14 protein-coding genes and 1 tRNA gene are annotated in these 17,090 nt (G+C 71.1%); 12 read left to right on the top strand and 3 right to left on the bottom strand.

Translation table 11 applies throughout. From position 1 onward, the window contains the following. Positions 1–14: 14 nt before the first annotated feature. Both IDM40_RS16300 and IDM40_RS16295 read left to right on the top strand, forming a co-directional pair. Entirely contained in the window at positions 15–752 is a 738-nt protein-coding gene (locus tag IDM40_RS16300; RefSeq protein WP_193122883.1) for a MazG family protein, read from the top strand. 142 nt (positions 753–894) lie between these two features. Then, positions 895–2,259 (top strand): short-chain fatty acid transporter, encoded by a 1,365-nt coding sequence (locus IDM40_RS16295; RefSeq protein WP_193122853.1) that lies wholly within the window; start codon positions 895–897, stop codon positions 2,257–2,259. A 22-nt stretch (positions 2,260–2,281) separates the two neighbouring features. Here the strand turns inward: IDM40_RS16295 and IDM40_RS16290 are convergent, their stop codons facing one another. Next, a complete protein-coding gene (locus IDM40_RS16290) occupies positions 2,282–3,727 on the bottom strand; it encodes an FtsW/RodA/SpoVE family cell cycle protein (protein ID WP_193122852.1) in 1,446 nt (481 codons plus the stop codon). A 112-nt stretch (positions 3,728–3,839) separates the two neighbouring features. Then, positions 3,840–5,054 (bottom strand): FAD-dependent monooxygenase, encoded by a 1,215-nt coding sequence (locus tag IDM40_RS16285; protein ID WP_193122851.1) that lies wholly within the window; start codon positions 5,052–5,054, stop codon positions 3,840–3,842. A gap of 156 nt (positions 5,055–5,210) precedes the next feature. On the opposite strand from IDM40_RS16285, the gene IDM40_RS16280 reads away from it, so the two are divergent. From IDM40_RS16280 to IDM40_RS16250, 7 genes are all read left to right on the top strand, one after another. Next, positions 5,211–5,765 (top strand): TetR/AcrR family transcriptional regulator, encoded by a 555-nt coding sequence (locus tag IDM40_RS16280; RefSeq protein WP_193122850.1) that lies wholly within the window; start codon positions 5,211–5,213, stop codon positions 5,763–5,765. A 141-nt stretch (positions 5,766–5,906) separates the two neighbouring features. Beyond that, the gene (gene eno, locus IDM40_RS16275) at positions 5,907–7,190 is read left to right on the top strand and encodes a phosphopyruvate hydratase (protein ID WP_193122849.1); all 1,284 of its coding nucleotides are present in this window, start codon (positions 5,907–5,909) and stop codon (positions 7,188–7,190) included. A gap of 183 nt (positions 7,191–7,373) precedes the next feature. Then, on the top strand, positions 7,374–7,739 hold the full coding sequence (locus IDM40_RS16270) for an FtsB family cell division protein (RefSeq protein WP_193122882.1): 366 nt from the start codon (positions 7,374–7,376) through the stop codon (positions 7,737–7,739). A gap of 62 nt (positions 7,740–7,801) precedes the next feature. Further along, the gene (locus tag IDM40_RS16265) at positions 7,802–8,383 is read left to right on the top strand and encodes a DUF501 domain-containing protein (RefSeq protein WP_193122848.1); all 582 of its coding nucleotides are present in this window, start codon (positions 7,802–7,804) and stop codon (positions 8,381–8,383) included. Then, positions 8,380–9,357, top strand: a complete 978-nt coding sequence (locus tag IDM40_RS16260) for a Ppx/GppA phosphatase family protein (protein WP_193122847.1) — start codon at positions 8,380–8,382, stop codon at positions 9,355–9,357. The genes IDM40_RS16265 and IDM40_RS16260 overlap by 4 nt, the downstream gene beginning before the upstream one ends. A gap of 232 nt (positions 9,358–9,589) precedes the next feature. After that, complete coding sequence (locus tag IDM40_RS16255) at positions 9,590–10,969, top strand: NAD(P)/FAD-dependent oxidoreductase (RefSeq protein ID WP_193122846.1); 1,380 nt, start codon at positions 9,590–9,592, stop codon at positions 10,967–10,969. 159 nt (positions 10,970–11,128) lie between these two features. Beyond that, a tRNA-Leu gene (locus IDM40_RS16250) sits at positions 11,129–11,202 on the top strand. A gap of 25 nt (positions 11,203–11,227) precedes the next feature. Here IDM40_RS16250 and IDM40_RS16245 read toward each other — a convergent pair. Next, positions 11,228–13,060: a helix-turn-helix domain-containing protein gene (locus tag IDM40_RS16245; protein ID WP_235997655.1), complete on the bottom strand. Its 1,833-nt coding sequence runs from the start codon at positions 13,058–13,060 to the stop codon at positions 11,228–11,230. 139 nt (positions 13,061–13,199) lie between these two features. On the opposite strand from IDM40_RS16245, the gene pruA reads away from it, so the two are divergent. From pruA to IDM40_RS16230, 3 genes are all read left to right on the top strand, one after another. After that, positions 13,200–14,825: an L-glutamate gamma-semialdehyde dehydrogenase gene (gene pruA / locus IDM40_RS16240; RefSeq protein ID WP_193122845.1), complete on the top strand. Its 1,626-nt coding sequence runs from the start codon at positions 13,200–13,202 to the stop codon at positions 14,823–14,825. Between the two features lie 178 nt (positions 14,826–15,003). Then, entirely contained in the window at positions 15,004–15,930 is a 927-nt protein-coding gene (locus IDM40_RS16235) for a proline dehydrogenase family protein (RefSeq protein WP_193122844.1), read from the top strand. 174 nt (positions 15,931–16,104) lie between these two features. Next, the gene (locus IDM40_RS16230) at positions 16,105–17,004 is read left to right on the top strand and encodes a Bax inhibitor-1/YccA family protein (protein ID WP_193122843.1); all 900 of its coding nucleotides are present in this window, start codon (positions 16,105–16,107) and stop codon (positions 17,002–17,004) included. The last annotated feature ends 86 nt before the right edge of the window (positions 17,005–17,090 follow it).

Here is a 17,090-nt window from a genome sequence, read left to right as displayed (position 1 = left end):
GGAAGGACACCGCCATGGACGAGCGCCCCGGACACCGGGTGCTGCGCCTGGTCGAGGTCATGGACACCCTGCGCCGCGAGTGCCCCTGGGACCGCGAGCAGACCCACGAGTCCCTGGCCAAGTACCTGGTGCAGGAGGCCTACGAGACCCTGGAGACCATCGAGGAGGGCGACTACGCGACCCTCTCCGAGGAGCTCGGCGACGTGCTGCTCCAGGTGGTCTTCCACTCCGCGGTGGCGGCCGAGCGGCCCGAGGGCGACCCGGGCCGCTTCACCGTGGACGACGTGGCCGACGCGATCGTCGACAAGATGACCCGCCGCCACCCGCACGTGTTCGGCGACGTCGACGCCTCCGACCCGGACGCGGTCAAGGCCAACTGGGAGACCATCAAGGCGGCCGAGCGCGCGGCCAAGGCCGAGGCGAACGGGGGAGCGCCGACCTCCGTCCTGGACGGTGTGCCGTTCGCCCAGCCCGCGGTTCTCCTCGCCGACGAGATCCAGCGCCGTGCGGTGCGCAACGGGGTACCGGCCGACCTGGTGGGCGACGACGGTGACGCGGGCGGGGGCCTGTTCGCCGCGGTCGCCGACGAGCGGGCGGCGGGCCGCGAGGCCGAGGCGGACCTGAGGTCGGCCGCCCGCCGGTTCGACGCGCGGGTGCGGGAGAGCGAGGCCGCGGCGCGCGCCGACGGCCACGAGCCGCGTGAGCTGAGCGAGGAGCAGTGGCGCTCCTACTGGGCGCTGACCGGCCAGTAACCTCAAGAACCCCTCACGTCCCTGCAGCCTCCCTTGACTCGAGTGTGGCGCGCGCCACACAGTGCTTCCGTTGGCCGGGTTCCCCGCTCCGGCGCGACCGTCCCTGCCGGGTGGCGGTGGACCCATGGACAGTGGGAGCACCATGCGTCGTTTCGGTAATGCCCTGGCGGCGTTCAGCACCCGGTGGGTGCCGGACGCCTTCGTCTTCGCGATCGTCCTGACCGGTCTCGTGGTCGGGATGGCCCTGTTCCTGACCGACCGGACACCGGTCGAACTGGTCGGTGACTGGTACGGCGGGTTCTGGGGCCTGCTCGAGTTCGGCATGCAGATGACGCTCGTGCTGGTCACGGGTTACGCACTGGCCTCGTCCCCGCCCGCGCGGCGCGCCATCGTGGCCGTGGCCGGCCTGGCCCGCGGTCCGCTGTCGGCGGTCGCGGTGACCGCCCTGGGCGCGGCCCTGCTGGGCATCGTGCACTGGGGACTGGGGCTCATCGCCGGCGCGCTCCTGGCGGTGGAGGTCGCCCGGTCCTGCAGGGAACGCGGGATCAAGGTGCACTTCCCGCTGCTGGCGGCGGGCGGTTACACCGGCCTCATGGTCTGGCACAGCGGGCTCTCCGGTTCGGCGCCGCTGCTGGTCAACACCCCCGGGCACTTCCTCGAGGACGAGATCGGGCTGATCCCCCTCAGCGAGACCGTCCTGCAACCCTTCAACCTGGTCTTCCTCGTGGCGATGCTCATCGGTGCGCCGCTGCTGCTCATGAGCATGCACCCCAAGGGGGAGGACAGCGAGGAGATCGGCGGCACCGGCGAAAGCGAAGAAGGTCCGGGGATCAGCGGGGGCGGGTCGGGCCGGCCCACCCGCACCCAACTGCGCGCGCTCTCCCCGGCCCAGCGCCTCATGCACAGCCGTGTGCTGGTCTACGCGGTGGTCGCGCTCGGGCTGGTCCACCTGGTTCCGGCGCTGATCGTCGACGGGATCGTGGGCATGGACATCAACCTGCTCAACTTCACCTTCCTCATCGCCGGCCTGGCCCTGCACGGCTCCCTCGCCCAGTACTCGGCCGCAGCGGCGGAGGGCGCCAAGAACGCCTCGGCCGTCATCGTCCAGTTCCCCTTCTACGCCGGGATCATGGGGATCATGGACAGCTCGGGGCTGCTGGAGGTCATCACCCAGTGGTTCATCGACGTCTCCTCGCCGGCCAGTTACCCGTTCTGGGCGCTGATCAGCGCGTGCCTGGTCAACCTCGCGGTGCCCTCCGGCGGCGGGCAGTGGGCCGTGCAGGGGCCTGTGGTCATCGGCGCGACCGAGTCCCTGGGCATCGACCCGGGCGTGGGCGTGATGGCGGTGGGCATGGGCGACCAACTCACCAACGGCATCCAGCCGTTCTGGGCGCTGCCGCTGCTGGCCCTGACCAAGCTGCGCGCGGGTCAGGTCCTGGGGTACTCGGCGGTGGTGATGCTGTTCGGGATCCTCGTGGCGTCGCTGAGCATCACGTTCCTGGCCTGAGCCGGGGTCTCCCCGGCCGCCCTCAGCCGGTACGGCCGCGCACGTCGATGACCTCGGTGGCGGGGTCGCCGGGCGCGGTGCCCACCGTGAAGGACTGCTGGGGGCGGCGGGCGCTCTCGCTGATGGTCAGCCACAGGCCGATGATGACCCAGTTGGCCATCAGCGCCGAGCCGCCCGCCGACAGGAACGGTGTGGTCATACCGGTCAGCGGGATGATGAGGGTGGCGCCGCCGAGCACGATGAACACGTCGAAGGCGGTCAGGAACGCGTACCCGAACGCCGTGAGCTTGAGGAAGGTGTCCTTGGCGCCCAGGGCGATGCGGAACCCCCGCTGGGCGAGCAGGAACAGCAGCGCCAGCACCGCGATCAGCCCGGTCAGCCCGAGCTTCTCCCCGATGGAGACCAGGATCAGGTCGCTGTCGGCGGCGAAGATCTCCTGCGAGAACCCGTCGTGGAACCCGGTCCCGAAGATGCCGCCCTCGGCCAGCGCGAACATGCCCTCCACGACCTGGAAACTGCCGCCGGGCCGGTTGTAGATCTCCGGGTCGAAGGCGTCCAGCCAGATCTCCACCCGGTTCTGCACGTGCCCGAAGAGCAGGTAGGCGACGTAGGCGCCGGCGGCGAAGGCGACGAGCCCGATGAGCACCCACGACTTGCGGGCGGTCGCCGCGTAGAGCACCGCCAGGAACGTGCCGAACAGCAGCAGCGACGTGCCCAGGTCCCGGGTGCCCACCAGCAGCAGGATCGCCATGCCCCAGCCCACCGCCATGGGCGCCAGGTCGCGGGCGCGCGGCACGCTGAAGATCTTGAACCGCCCCACCCGCACCGTGCGCGAGACGGTCGCCAGTACTTGGCGCTGCCGTCCCAGGTAGGAGGCGAGGAAGACCACCAGCAGGACCTTGGCGAACTCCGAGGGCTGCATCGTGAACCCGCCGACCTGGATCCACCGCCGCGCGCCCAGCACCTCGTGGCCCACCGGCGACAGCGGCAGCAGCAACAGGAAGAGCGCGGCCACGGCGAGGAGGTAGGTGTACAGGCTCAGCCGCCGGGGTTCGCGCACGAACGCGACCGTGGCCCCGCACAGCGCCATCCCGGCCACCGCCCACAGCATCTGCCGCTGCGCCTCGGTGCCGTCGGCCTCGCCCGGGCCGGTCATCTCCAGGGCCCAGATCATGGTCAGGCCCAGCCCGGTCAGCGCCAGGGCCACGGGCATGACGACCGGGTCGGCGTAGGGAGCGACGAACCGCAGCAGCACGTGCAGGGCGACCGCGGCGCCGACGAGCACGAAGGCGGGCACCAGGAGCGAGGGTTCGATCCCGCCGGTGACGGTGATCGAGGCGGTGCCCAGGGTGAGGAGGACGAAGGCCGCCGCGGCCACGAGCAGGCGCAGCTCCGGGCCCCGCTTGGTCACCGCGGGCAGGGCCCCGTCGACGGCGGCGGTGGTCGGTTCGGTCCGAGGCTCAGCCATCTCCACCATCCGCCTGTGGGGCCGCGTCCGTTCTCGGTGGCGGTCGCGGCCGGGTCCGTCGGGGGGAAGGTCCTCCCACGGGACTATAGGCGGCCCCGGATCGGGGCGTCGTTCAGGCGTGCCGTGACCGGGCCCCTGGGGCGGGTGTGTCCAGGTCGACGGCCTCGGCGGCCCTTTCCAGCTTTCCGGTGAACGTGCCCAGCGACCGGATCAACGGCGAGAGCCGAACGAGCAGGTCCCTGGCGGCGATGCCGAACCGGGTCCGCGGAGCCAGGAAACCCATGCCGCTGCCGGCGATGTCCTGGTTGGCGAGCACGTAGGGACGCAACCGGGTCTCGTAGGAGTCCAGGGCGCCGGCCACCTCGGTGTGGCGTGCCAGCTCCTCGGCCAGGACGTAGGCCCCGACCACCGCCAGGCTGCTGCCCTGCCCGGACAGCGGGGAGGGGCAGTACCCGGCGTCGCCCAGGAGTGCGACCCGTCCGTTCGACCACCGGTCCGTGCGGATCTGGGTGATGGAGTCGAAGTAGAAGTCCTCGGTGTCCTCCATGGCCTGAAGGAGCCGGTCGCTCTCCCACCCGTTGCCGGTGAAGGCCTCCCGCAGGTAGCGCTGCTGCTCCGCCGGGGAGCGGCGTTCGGCCCCCGAGCCGCCGTCCGTCTGCAGGACGAAGATCGCCTTGGCCCCCTCGGCCCTGGGCGTGCGGTACATCCCGACCAGCTTGCCGGGGGTGTTGTACAGCCGTGCCTCGCGGTCCAGCCCGAGGTGGTCGGGGACGGTGAAGATGCTGATGTAGGCGCCGAGGAAGCGGGCCATGGGCTCCTCCGGCCCGAAGGCGAGCCCGCGGGTGTTCGAGTGCAGGCCGTCGGCGCCGACCACCAGGTCGAAGGTGCGCGGTTCGGCCTTCTCGAAGGTGACGTGCACCCCGTCGGAGTCCTGCTCGATGCCGGTGACGGAGTCGTCGTAGAGGTACTCGGTGTACTCGGTGGTGGGCCCGTGCAGGATGCGCACCAGGTCGCCGCGCAGGAGCTCGACCGAGCGCTCCTCGGCGGAGAGGACGCCGGTGTCGAAGCCCGCGCGCCGCCGGCCCCGGCCGTCCACCATGGTCCCGCTGCGCATCTCGGTCACGTGGTCGCGGACCTCGGTCAGGTGGCCCATGCGTTCGACCACGTCGAGGGCCTTGCCGCGCAGGTCGATGGCGTATCCGCCGGGCCGGGGCCCGGGCGCCCTCTCGACCACGGTGGCCCGGATGCCGTGGCGGTGCAGCCAGTGGGCGAGGGTCGGTCCGGCGATGCTCGCGCCGGAGACGAGGACGGTACGTACGGCGGTCATGGCCGCTCAACCCCTTCGTGTTCGTCCGAGACTCCACGGTAGGAAGCCGCCTTGCCGGGCGTCAAGTAACTTACCGAGCGACAAGGTACTTACCGTGCGGACGGTCGCAGCTAGACTCGTCGCACCGAGGAACCGGAACGAGGAAGAGAGCGGCGCGTGCCCAGAGCGCAGAGTGACACCAAGGCCGAGATCCGCGACGTGGCCGTGGAACTGTTCGGCCGCCAGGGGTACGAGAGGACCAGCCTGCGGGAGATAGCCGAACGCCTCGGGATCACCAAGGCCGCGCTGTACTACCACTACCCCTCCAAACGCGACCTCCTCGCCGCCCTCGTGGAACCCCTGGTGACCGAGGCCGAACACCTCCTGGAACGCCACTCCGGGGGAGCCGGCGCCGAACAGCTGCTTGGCGAGTACTTCGACCTGTGCGTGCGCCACAGGGGGCTCATGCTGGCCGTGCTCAACGACCTCACCGCGCTCTCGGAGTCCGGCCTGGTCGAGAGCGTGATGTCCGTGCGCCGCCGGCTCGACGCGCTCCTGGTCGGCGAGGACCCGGGCACCCCCGCCAGGATGGGCGCGGTCATCGCCCTCGGCGGGATCCAGGACATCGCCGTCATGCTCCCCGCCGACGAGGCCGCCCAGCACCGCGACCGCGCCGTCCAGATCGCCATGGCCGCGTTGCGCTGCGGCACCGCACCCGGCCACGCCGACTGATCAGGGCCGAACCCCGTTCCGACCGCCCGATCTGGTGTTGGGCAAGTGCAACCTGGGGAGACTCCCGCGGCCGACCCTCGCTAGGCTTTCGGCGGGTCCCGACCCAGGGGTCCGAGCAGCAACCAAGAGACGGAGATGACCGTGGCGTCCATCGAGGCAGTACAGGCGCGGGAGATCCTCGACTCCCGGGGCAACCCGACAGTCGAGGTCGAGGTCCTGCTCGACGACGGGACAATGGAGAGCGCGGGAGTGCCCAGCGGCGCCTCCACCGGGCAGTTCGAGGCCGTCGAACTGCGCGACGGCGGCGACCGCTACGGCGGCAAGGGCGTGACCAAGGCGGTCACGGCCGTCAACGACGAGATCGCCGACGAGCTGCTGGGTTACGCCCCCGACGAGCAGCGCATCATCGACCGTGCGCTCATCGACCTGGACGGCACCCCGGACAAGTCGCGCATCGGTGCGAACTCGATCCTGGGCGCCTCCCTGGCCGTGGCCAAGGCGGCCGCCGCCGAGGCCGGGCTCCCGCTGTTCCGTTACATCGGCGGCCCGAACGCACACGTGCTCCCGGTCCCGATGATGAACATCCTCAACGGCGGCGCCCACGCGGACAGCAACGTCGACATCCAGGAGTTCATGGTCGCCCCGGTCGGCGCGCCCACCTTCGCCGAGGCGCTCCGCTGGGGCACCGAGGTCTACCACTCCCTGAAGAAGGTCCTGAAGGCCCACGGCCTGGGCACGGGCGTGGGCGACGAGGGCGGGTTCGCCCCGAACCTCGACAGCAACCGCGCGGCCCTCGACCTCATCGTCGAGGCCATCGAGAAGGCCGGCTACACCCCGGGCACCGACATCGCGCTGGCCCTGGACGTCGCCGCCTCGGAGCTGTTCTCCGACGGCGTGTACACCTTCGAGGGCCAGAAGCGTTCGGCCGACGACATGGCGGCCTACTACGCCGAGCTCGTCGCGGCCTACCCGCTGGTCTCCATCGAGGACCCCCTCGACGAGGAGGACTGGCAGGGCTGGAAGACCCTGACCGCCGAGCTCGGCAGCAAGGTCCAGCTCGTGGGCGACGACCTGTTCGTCACCAACCCCGAGCGCCTGCAGCGCGGCATCGACGCGGACACCGGGAACTCGCTGCTGGTGAAGGTCAACCAGATCGGCACCCTCACCGAGACCCTGGAGGCCGTGTCCCTGGCCCAGCACAGCGGCTACACGGCGATGATCAGCCACCGTTCCGGCGAGACCGAGGACACCACCATCGCCGACATCGCCGTGGCCACCAACGCCGGCCAGATCAAGACCGGAGCCCCGGCCCGGAGCGAGCGCGTGGCCAAGTACAACCAGCTGCTGCGCATCGAGGAGGAGCTCGCCGAAGCCGCGGTGTACGCGGGCGTGTCGGCCTTCCCGAGGTTCCGCGCACGCGGCTAGTCTGCCCCAGTGTCCCGCGAATCCAAGCAGCCCCCAGCAAAGGGCAAGAAGACCGCCAAGTCCGCCGAACCCGTCAGGTCGGGCAAGACGGGCACCAAGGGCGGCGCTGCACGCCCGGCGCGGGGCAGCAAGACGGGACCCTCGAGCAGGAGCACGGGCCGCACCCGGCAGCGGGTGCGGCCCATGCTCACGAGTCGGGCGGCCATCCTCGCCCTGGTGGTGTGCGTCATCGCGCTGACCCTGGCCTATCCGCTGCGCGAGTACGTGGCCCAGCGCGCGCAGGTTGCCCAGCTCCAGGAGGAGCGCGAGCGCATGGAGGACAACGTCGCGCACCTGGAGCAGCGCGCCGAGGAGCTCTCCGAGGACGAGTACGTCGAACGCGAGGCCCGCACCCGGCTGCACTACCAGTACCCGGACGAGACCGCCTACATCGTGGTCCGCCCCGAGGCCGAGTCCGACCCGGAGCAGGACGAGGAACCCGACGAACCCTGGTTCACCACGCTGTGGGAGTCGGTGCTGCAGGCCGACGACCCGCGCGGTTCCGGATGAGGCCGATGTGACATCCCCCTGAGGGTCCCATGGCCCTTCACGGGGCCTATGCTGGTCCGGTCATGACTTCCGCAGATCAGCCCGTATCCACGCCGCAGGACGGCCCCGTCGACGCCAGTGACGTCGCCGCCGTCGAACGCCAGCTCGGCCGTCCCCCGCGCGGTGTGCGCGCGGTCGCCCACCGGTGCCCCTGCGGGCTGCCGGACGTGGTGCGTACCGCGCCCCGCCTGGAAGACGGCACCCCCTTCCCGACGTTGTACTACCTGACGTGCCCGCGCGCCGCCTCGGCCATCGGGCGCATGGAGAACGACGGCGTCATGCGGCGGATGCAGGAGCGCCTGGGGGAGGACCCCGAGCTCCGCGCCGCCTACACCGAGGCGCACGAGTCCTACATCGCCGAGCGTTCGGCGCAGGCGCGCGCGGACGGTCTGGAACCCCTCCCCGAGGGGATGCAGAGCACGGGGGGCATGCCCGAGCGGGTCAAGTGCCTGCACGCCCTGGTCGCCCACGAGCTGGCGGTCCCGGGCTCCAACCCCTTCGGCGCCGAGGCGCTGGAAGAGCTTCCCGAGTGGTGGGCCAAGGGCCCCTGTGTGTGCGTGGACGACGAGGACACCTCCGAGGTCAGTGAGGGGAACGGCTCATGAGCGGGGTCGCTGCGATCGACTGCGGGACCAACTCGATCAGGCTGCTGATCGCCGAGGTCGTGCACATCGACGGTGACGAGGTCGAGGTGGTCGACCTCGACCGGCGTATGGAGATCGTGCGCCTGGGCGAGGGCGTGGACGAGACGGGGGCGTTCGCTCCCCAGGCGCTGGAGCGCACGTTCACGGCGCTGCGCGGGTACGCCGAGGCGATCCGGGCGCACGGCATCGAGCTGGGCCCGGAAGCGGTGCGCATGGTGGCCACGAGCGCCACCCGCGACGCCTCCAACCGCGACGAGTTCGTGGAGGGCGTGCACGGGATCCTGGGCGTTGAGCCCGAGGTCGTCACCGGTCTGGACGAGGCGGAGCTGTCCTTCGTGGGCGCCACCGCCGAGTTCGACGCCGAGGCCGACCAGGAGGGCGGTCCGACGCCTCCGTTCCTGGTCGTGGACATCGGCGGTGGTTCCACCGAGTTCGTGCTGGGCGGCGACCCGGAACAGGGTGAGCTGATCCGTGCGTCCCTGTCGGTGAACGTGGGCTGCGTGCGCATGGCCGAGCGCCATCTGCGCGACGACCCGCCGACCCGGGAGCAGATCGACGCGGCCACGGCCGACATCGACGCGGCGCTGGACGAGGTCGAGAAGACCGTGCCGCTGCGCGAGTCCGGTTCCGTGGTGTGTGTGGCCGGTACGGCGACCACGGTCGCGGGCATCGCCCTCGACCTGCCCGAGTACGACTCCGAGCGCATCCACCACACCAGCGTCGGGGTGGCCGACCTGGAGCGCATCACCGGCGAGCTGCTGCGTTCCACCCACGAGGACCGTGCCGCGATCGGGGTCATGCACCCGGGCCGCGTGGACGTCATCGGGGCGGGTGCGCTGGTGCTGTCGCGGGTGGTGGCGCGTACGGGCGCCGACCACTTCACCGCGAGCGAGCAGGACATCCTCGACGGGGTCGCCTGGAGCCTCGTTTCCTGATCCCCACAAGGGTCTTTCAGGGGAACCACAAGGGACCTCCGGGTGAGACCCGTCACCCGAGTGAACCTTGTGAATGCATTCACAACTATTGTGACCTGCGAAAACACTAAAAGCTGCGGTCCTGAGATGGTCGAAAGGTGATCCCTTGTGAACCTTCTCTGTCGGTAGTCGCTTGTGAAAGAATGCACAAGCGAGACCGGGTGACCGAGGAAACCGTTAGGGCGGATATGCGATGACCGAGAGCAGGAACTACCGGCTGGTGCACGGCGGAGGGGACGACACGGAGATCCCGCACGTCCTCGTCGTCGGTGGCGGCTACCTCGGGATGTACACCGCGAGGCGCCTGGAGAAGAAGCTCGGTGCGGGCGAGGCCCGGATCACCGTGATCGACCCCAACGCCTACATGACCTACCAGCCCTTCCTCCCGGAGGCCGCGGCCGGCAGCATCTCCCCGCGCCACGTGGTCGTGCCGCTGCGCAAGGTCTTCGACCGGGTCCGCGTGCTCGGGGGCCGTGTGGTCCGCATCGACCACGCAGACCGCGTCGTGCGTTACGAGCCCAACGCGGGCGAGCCCGAGACGCTGCACTACGACTACCTGGTCATGGCGGCCGGTGCCGTTTCGCGCACCCTGCCGATCCCCGGGCTCGCCGAGTGGGGCATCGGCATCAAGACGGTCGAGGAAGCCGCGCACCTGCGCAACCACGTCCTCAACCAGCTCACGATCGCCGACTCCACCAGCGACCCCGTGACCCGCCGCAAGGCCCTGAACTTCGTGTTCGTCGGGGGCGGGTTCGCCGGCGCCGAGGCCGTCGCCGAACTCGAGGACATGGTCCGCGACGCCGTGCGCCTGCACCCGACCATCGAGCAGGAAGAGGTGCAGTTCTACCTGATCGAGGCGGCCGACAAGATCCTTCCGGAGGTCGGTCCCGAGGTCGGGGAGAAGGCCCTCAACCAGATGCGCCGCCGCGACATCGACGTGCGGCTCAACACCTTCCTGGAGTCGGCCACCGACCAGCGCATCAAGCTGAGCGACGGCACCGAGTTCGACGCCGGAACCCTTGTGTGGACCGCCGGGGTCAAGCCCAGCCCCGTCGTCTCCGCGAGCGACCTGCCGCTGGGCCCCAAGGGCCACCTGGACACCAGCGAGTACCTGACCGTGAACGGCGCCGAGAACGTCTTCGCGGGCGGCGACAACGCCCAGGTGCCCGACGGCCAGGGCGGTTTCTACCCGCCCAACGCGCAGAACGCCGTGCGCATGGCCCCCGTGCTGGCCGACAACGTCATCGCCACGCTGCGCGGCGGTGACCTGACCGCCTACGAGCACAAGAACCTCGGCGCGGTCGCCGGCCTGGGCATGCACAAGGGCGCCGCCCAGCTGCTCGGCAAGATCAAGCTGACCGGGCGCCTGGCCTGGTACGCCCACCGCGGCTACCACCTCATGGCCGTGCCGACCTTCAACCGCAAGCTGCGGGTGCTGACCGACTGGACGCTCGGGCTGTTCCTGCGCCGGGAGATCGCCGCGCTGCCGGACATGGCCGAGCCGCGCCAGGCGTTCGAGGAGGCCGCCCACCCGCAGGTCGAGGACGGCCGACTCCTGCGCCGCGCCAGCTGACCCCGGGCACCCGGGGGCCACGCCTGGGAACACCACCCGCGCCCGCTCCGGACCCGCCGAGGACCGGTCTCTCCCACGGGGGAGGCCGGTCCTTCGTGTGTCCCCATCCGGCCAAGCGCCGCCAAAGTGGGCAATCCTCCCGGCCGGTATGATGGGCACGCCCTCGTAGCCCAACGGTAGAGGCAGGCCCCCTAAAAGGGTCACAAGTGTCGGTTCGAATCCGACCGGGGGTACCGCGCGAGGCCCCGGCGTCCCGGTTCAGGAGGCGTCGGGGTCCTGCTGTTCCATCAGGAGCTGCAGCTGCGTGAACAGGCGCTCGCCCGGGTCGTTCAGGTCGATCCCGCTGACCGAGGCCGCACGCCGCACCCGGTAGCGCAGGGTGTTGGGGTGGATGTGCAGCCGCTCGGCCGCCGCCCGCGCGTCCCCGAAGGCCTCCAGGTAGGTCAGCAGCGAACGCACCAGGTCGGCCCCGCCCGCCCGGTCGTACTCCAGCAGCCGGTTCACCCGGGGATCGCGCAGCGAGGGGCCCTCCCGCAGGCGCGCCAGGGTCTCGCTGATGAGCACCCGCGAACGCACGTCGGAGATGGTGGCCACCTCCCAGTCGGTGTCGCGGTCCAGGTCGCGGAGCATGGCGTCCAGGACCCGGTCGGCCTCCGCGCGGGAGTCCGGCACCTCCGCGAGCCGGTCCACCAGCGAACCCACGGCGGCCTGCACCTGCAGCCCCAGGGCCGAACGCGCCGCCGCGACCGTCTTGCGCGTCAACGACAGCACCGACTGCTCGACCCCGCGCAACCCCTCACGGCCCGGGACCAGGTCCGGCAGCAGCACGTACACCCGGCCCTCCAACTCCGTGACCAGGGAACTGCGGCGGTAGGCGGCCGTGTGTACCGACACCAGGTCGATGAGGCGGCGCCGGCGCAGCTCGCGCTCGGGCCGGTCCGGGCGCTCCTCCGCCGGGGCCTCTGCCGACGCGGCGGGGGTGAGGGAGAAGGCGGCCACGAGCGCGCCGCGGTCCGAGCGCACCTCGACGGTGTCGGCGAGCGCGCCCGCGTCGATGCGCCCCTCCAACAGGCTGGAGAGCAGGTCCTCGCGCAGGCGCAGGCCCGCGCTCGTGCGGGTGCGCTGGCGGATCATCTGCAGGGCCGTGGTGCGGGCCGCGCCGAGCAGGGCCTCCTCGGCGCGTTCGGTCAGGGGCTGTTCGCCCTCCTGCACCCAGATCGTGCCCAGGGGCTGGTTGCCGGCGTGGATCCCGACCGCGAGGCGGCGCCGGAGCCCGAACTCGGGGTGTTCGTCGATGCGCACGACCTCCTCACCCGACCGCAGCCGTGCGAAGACACCCCACTCGCGCAGCAGGGCCAGGTAGGACTCCGGGCCGCGGCGTCCCAGGACCGAGAGACGCCGCAGCTCGTCGACCTCGGCGCCGCTGGAGTAGGCCAGGACCCGGCTCGCGGAGTCCTCGATGCTGACCAGCCCGCCGGTCAGCTGGGCGATGGTCTGCGCCATGGAGAACAGGTCGCCGCTGGACTCGGCGAGGTCGTCGGAGCTGTTCACCCGGGCGTCGTCGACGATGCTGCGGCACACCGCCTGCAACTGGTCCCAGCGCACCTCGGACCGCACCGACAGCAGGGCCACCCCGGCCTCCTCCGCCTCCGTGCGCAGGGCCCGCAGCTCGTCGCCCCCGGGCCGCCGGGCACGCCCGCCCGGGGGAGGGGGCAGCAGCTCCTCACCGTTCCCACCGGTCTTGACGGCCACCGCCGCGGCGCCCTGGTCGGCCAGGGCGCGCACGAGCCGGCGGGCCGCCCCGCCCCGTGCCCCGATGAGCAGGACGAGGTCGCCCGGGCGCGCCTCCACGCGGTCCTCGGGGTCGACGATGACGACGTTGTCCACCCGCACATCGAGGCCGCCGGGTGCCGCGGCCACGTCCACGACCGGGTCACCCAGGGACACCAGGAGGCGGCGCAGCGGAAGGCCGGTCGGGTCCTCGGGCAGGGGGACGCTGTGCCCAGGGGGGATGTCGTGGTGCGTGTGACCGCTGGGGCCGTCGGTCGGGTGGTGCCGGTCGGGGTGCGGGACTGGAGCGTCAGTGTTCATGGTCGTTCCATTTTGTCCTACAGAACAAAGAAGGTTGGCAAAGAGTGGCCCGGCCCACAAGGTCGTGATGTCCGGACTCTGAGATTCTGACGGCAGATCGACCCCTGTGAGCACAGGGACAACCTTCAGGGAGGTGCCCATGGACGCCGTGACCGACGTGCCCGTGCCGGTGAACGAGCCGAACCTTACGTACGCGCCCGGCAGCCCCGAGCGCGCCGAGCTCGAGACCGCGCTGGCCGAGCTCGGCCGGGAGAGCATCGACCTGCCGATGCGCATCGACGGGCAGAGCCGCATGGGCGGCGGCGAGCCCATCGACGTGGTGCAGCCCCACAAACACGCCCACGTCCTGGGCACCATGCGCAACGCCACCCACGACGACGCCCGCGACGCCGTCGCCGCCGCCAAGAAGGCCGCCCCCGCCTGGCGCGCGATGTCCTTCGACGACCGCGCCGCCGTCATCCTGCGCGCCGCCGAGCTGCTGTCGGGCCCCTGGCGCGCGACCATCAACGCCGCCACGATGCTCGGCCAGTCCAAGACGATCCAGCAGGCCGAGATCGACGCCGCCTGCGAGCTCATCGACTTCTGGCGCTTCAACGTCTCCTACGCCCGGCAGCTGATCTCGCAGCAGCCGCTGAGCGTCAAGGGCGTGTGGAACCGCATGGAGCAGCGCCCGCTCGAGGGGTTCGTCTACGCGGTCACCCCGTTCAACTTCACCGCCATCGCCGGGAACCTGCCGACCGCGCCCGCCCTGATGGGCAACGTCGTGGTCTGGAAGCCCTCCCCGACGCAGCAGTTCGCCGCCGAGCTGACCATGCGCCTGCTGGAGGAGGCCGGGATGCCGCCCGGCGTGATCAACATGGTCACCGGTGACGGGCGGGACGTCTCCGACATCGCCCTGAACGACCCCGACCTGGCCGGTGTGCACTTCACCGGTTCCACGGGCACCTTCCAGCACCTGTGGAAGAGCGTGGGCGAGAACATCGCCTCCTACCGCTCCTACCCCCGCATCGTCGGCGAGACCGGCGGCAAGGACTTCATCGTCGCCCACTCCTCGGCCGACCCGGAGGTCCTGCGCACCGCGATCGTGCGCGGCGCCTTCGAGTACCAGGGCCAGAAGTGCTCGGCGGCCTCGCGGGTATTCGTCGCCCGCTCGGTGTGGGAGCAGACCCGCGACGACCTCATCGCCGAGACCGAGGCGCTGCGCATGGGCGACGTCTCGGACCTGTCGAACTTTATCGGCGCCGTCATCGACCGCCGTGCGTTCGACAAGCTCAGCCGCGTGCTGGAGGACGCCAAGAGCGACCCGACCCTGAACGTCGTCGCGGGCGGCACCGCCGACGACTCCGTGGGTTACTTCGTGCGCCCGACGATCATCGAGGGCAGCGACCCCTCCAACGACGTCTTCCGTACCGAGTACTTCGGCCCGGTCGTGGCCGTGCACGTCTTCGAGGACGCCAAGTACGAGGAGATCCTGAAGACCGTCGACGAGGGTTCGGCCTACGCCCTGACCGGCGCCGTCCTGGCCCGAGACCGTGCGGCCGTGGCTCAGGCCGAGGAGGCGCTGCGTTTCACCGCCGGCAACTTCTACATCAACGACCGGCCCACCGGTTCGATCGTCGGCCAGCAGCCGTTCGGCGGTGCCCGTGCCTCCGGCACCAACGACAAGGCCGGGTCGGCGCAGAACCTGGCGCGCTGGGCCAGCCCGCGGGCGATCAAGGAGACCTTCGTCGCCCCGACGACCTCGTCCTACCCGCACCAGGGCTGAGGCCCCGGGCCTGTTCCCCCTCTCCCGTCCTGAGGGGGAACCCCGTCCCGGGCGGGCGCGCGGCCCTGACCGCGCGCCCGCCCGCCACCCCCCTCTGGAATCCACGGGACACACGCATCCGCCGTCCCACCGGTTGCGCCGGCCCTCCGGCTCGCGCTCGTCTTTCCTCGAGGTCACCATGCTTCGTACACCCCTACTGCTCGCCGCCCGGTCGCAGACCGCACGGACCGTCGTCGAGCGCACGCCTATGACCCGCGCGATGGTCGACCGCTTCGTGGCCGGCGCCGACCTGGAGAGCGCCCTGCCGACCGTGGCCGACGTGACCCGGGACCGCCACGTCACGCTGGACTTCCTCGGTGAGGACACCACGGACCGTGCCCAGGCCGATGCGACCGTCCGGGCCTACGAGGAACTGCTCGCCGCGCTTGGGGAGGGCGGCCTGGCCAAGCGTGCCGAGGTCTCGGTCAAGCTGTCGGCGGTGGGCCAGTTCCTCGGCGCCGACGGGGAGAGCATCGCCCTGGACAACGCCCGGCGCATCGCCGAGGCGGCCAAGGCCGCGGGCACCACGGTGACCCTCGACATGGAGGACCACACCACCGTCGACTCCACGCTGGGGATCCTGCGCGAGCTGCGCACGGACTTCCCCTTCGTCGGGGCGGTGCTGCAGGCCTACCTCCACCGCACCGTGGCCGACTGCCGTGACCTGAGCGGGGCCGGGTCGCGGGTGCGCCTGTGCAAGGGCGCCTACGACGAACCCGCCTCCGTCGCCTACCGGGACAAACACGAGGTCGACCGCGCCTACGTGCGTGCGCTGCGCGTGCTCATGGAAGGCGACGGTTACCCCATGGTCGCCTCGCACGACCCCCGCATGGTCGCCATCGCCGGGGAACTCGCCTCCGCCGCGGGCCGTTCCGCGGACGACCACGAGTACCAGATGCTCTTCGGGATCCGGGACAAGGAACAGAGCCGCCTCGCCGCCGAGGGCAAGACGATGCGCGTGTACGTGCCCTACGGCACCGAGTGGTTCGGTTATTACATGCGCCGCCTGGCCGAGCGGCCCGCCAACATGCTCTTCCTCGCCCGCTCCCTCGTGACCCGGGGCTGAGGCACATCCCGCACCCGCGCCCCGGGACGGCCGCTCCGGCCCCCGGGGCGCCGCCGTGTGCGGGGAGCGGAGTCCGACACGTGTCCCGATGGTGACCCGGCCCGTGGAACTCGTGATGGAGCCCGTGCGTTACTTTGTGGGCAGCAATCCACGCAGGAAAGGCCTGAACCGAACATGCGAATGCGCAGTTCCAACCCCGCGGTCAAGCGGGCGCTCGAGCAGCACGCCGGGCAGGCTCAGGGAGCCGGTTACCAGCAGGGTTACGGCCAGCCCGGTTACGGCCAGCCCTACCCCCAGCAGGGCTACCCGCAGCAGGGGTACCCCCAGCAGGGTTACCCGCAGCAGGGCTACCCCGCCGCGCCCCCGCAGGCCGCCGGCACCGCCCCCATGACGATCGACGACGTGGTCGTGCGTACCGGCATGTCGCTGGGCGTCGTGGTCCTGCTGGCCGTCGTGAACTACTTCACGTTCCAGAGCAACCCCGGCATGGCCATGGGTCTGACCCTGGTCGGCGCGCTGGGCGGTCTCGTCCTCGGCCTGGTCATCGCGTTCAAGAACATGACCAGCCCGGCCGCCATCCTGGCCTACTCCGCCCTCCAGGGCCTGCTCGTCGGCGGTATCTCCGCCACGCTCGCGGCGTCCCTGGCGCCCGGCGGTGACGGCACCCTGATCACCCAGGCGGTCGTGGCCACGGTCGCGGTGTTCGGCGTGATGCTGGCCCTGTACAAGTTCCGGATCATCAAGGTCACCGACGGCTTCGTCAAGACCGTGACCTACGCCGCGCTGGCCGCCGGTGCGCTGATCCTGGTCAACTTCCTCCTGAGCTTCTTCATCCCCGGCGGCTTCGGTCTGCGTGAGCCCAGCACCCTCGGCCTCATCGTCGGCCTGGTGTTCGTGGTCATCGCGGCCTGCACGCTGGCCATCGAGTTCCGTGGGATCGAGGAGGGCATCCAGGCGGGCGTGCCCAACAAGTTCGCCTGGCAGTTCGCCTTCGGCCTGACCGTCTCCCTGGTCTGGCTCTACATCGAGATTCTCCGCCTCCTGTGGATGATCAAGATGATGTTCGACGAATAGTCGTCACCGCCCGCGGGCCTCGAAGCCTGCCGCGCACAGCGAAGGGGCCGCCGTCCGGGAACACCCGGGCAGCGGCCCCTTCGTCG

This window comes from Nocardiopsis coralli (assembly GCF_014892575.1).
GTDB lineage: Bacteria > Actinomycetota > Actinomycetes > Streptosporangiales > Streptosporangiaceae > Nocardiopsis > Nocardiopsis coralli.
Note: the sequence above shows the minus strand (reverse complement) of the source record. Positions and strands in the feature narration are given on the sequence as shown.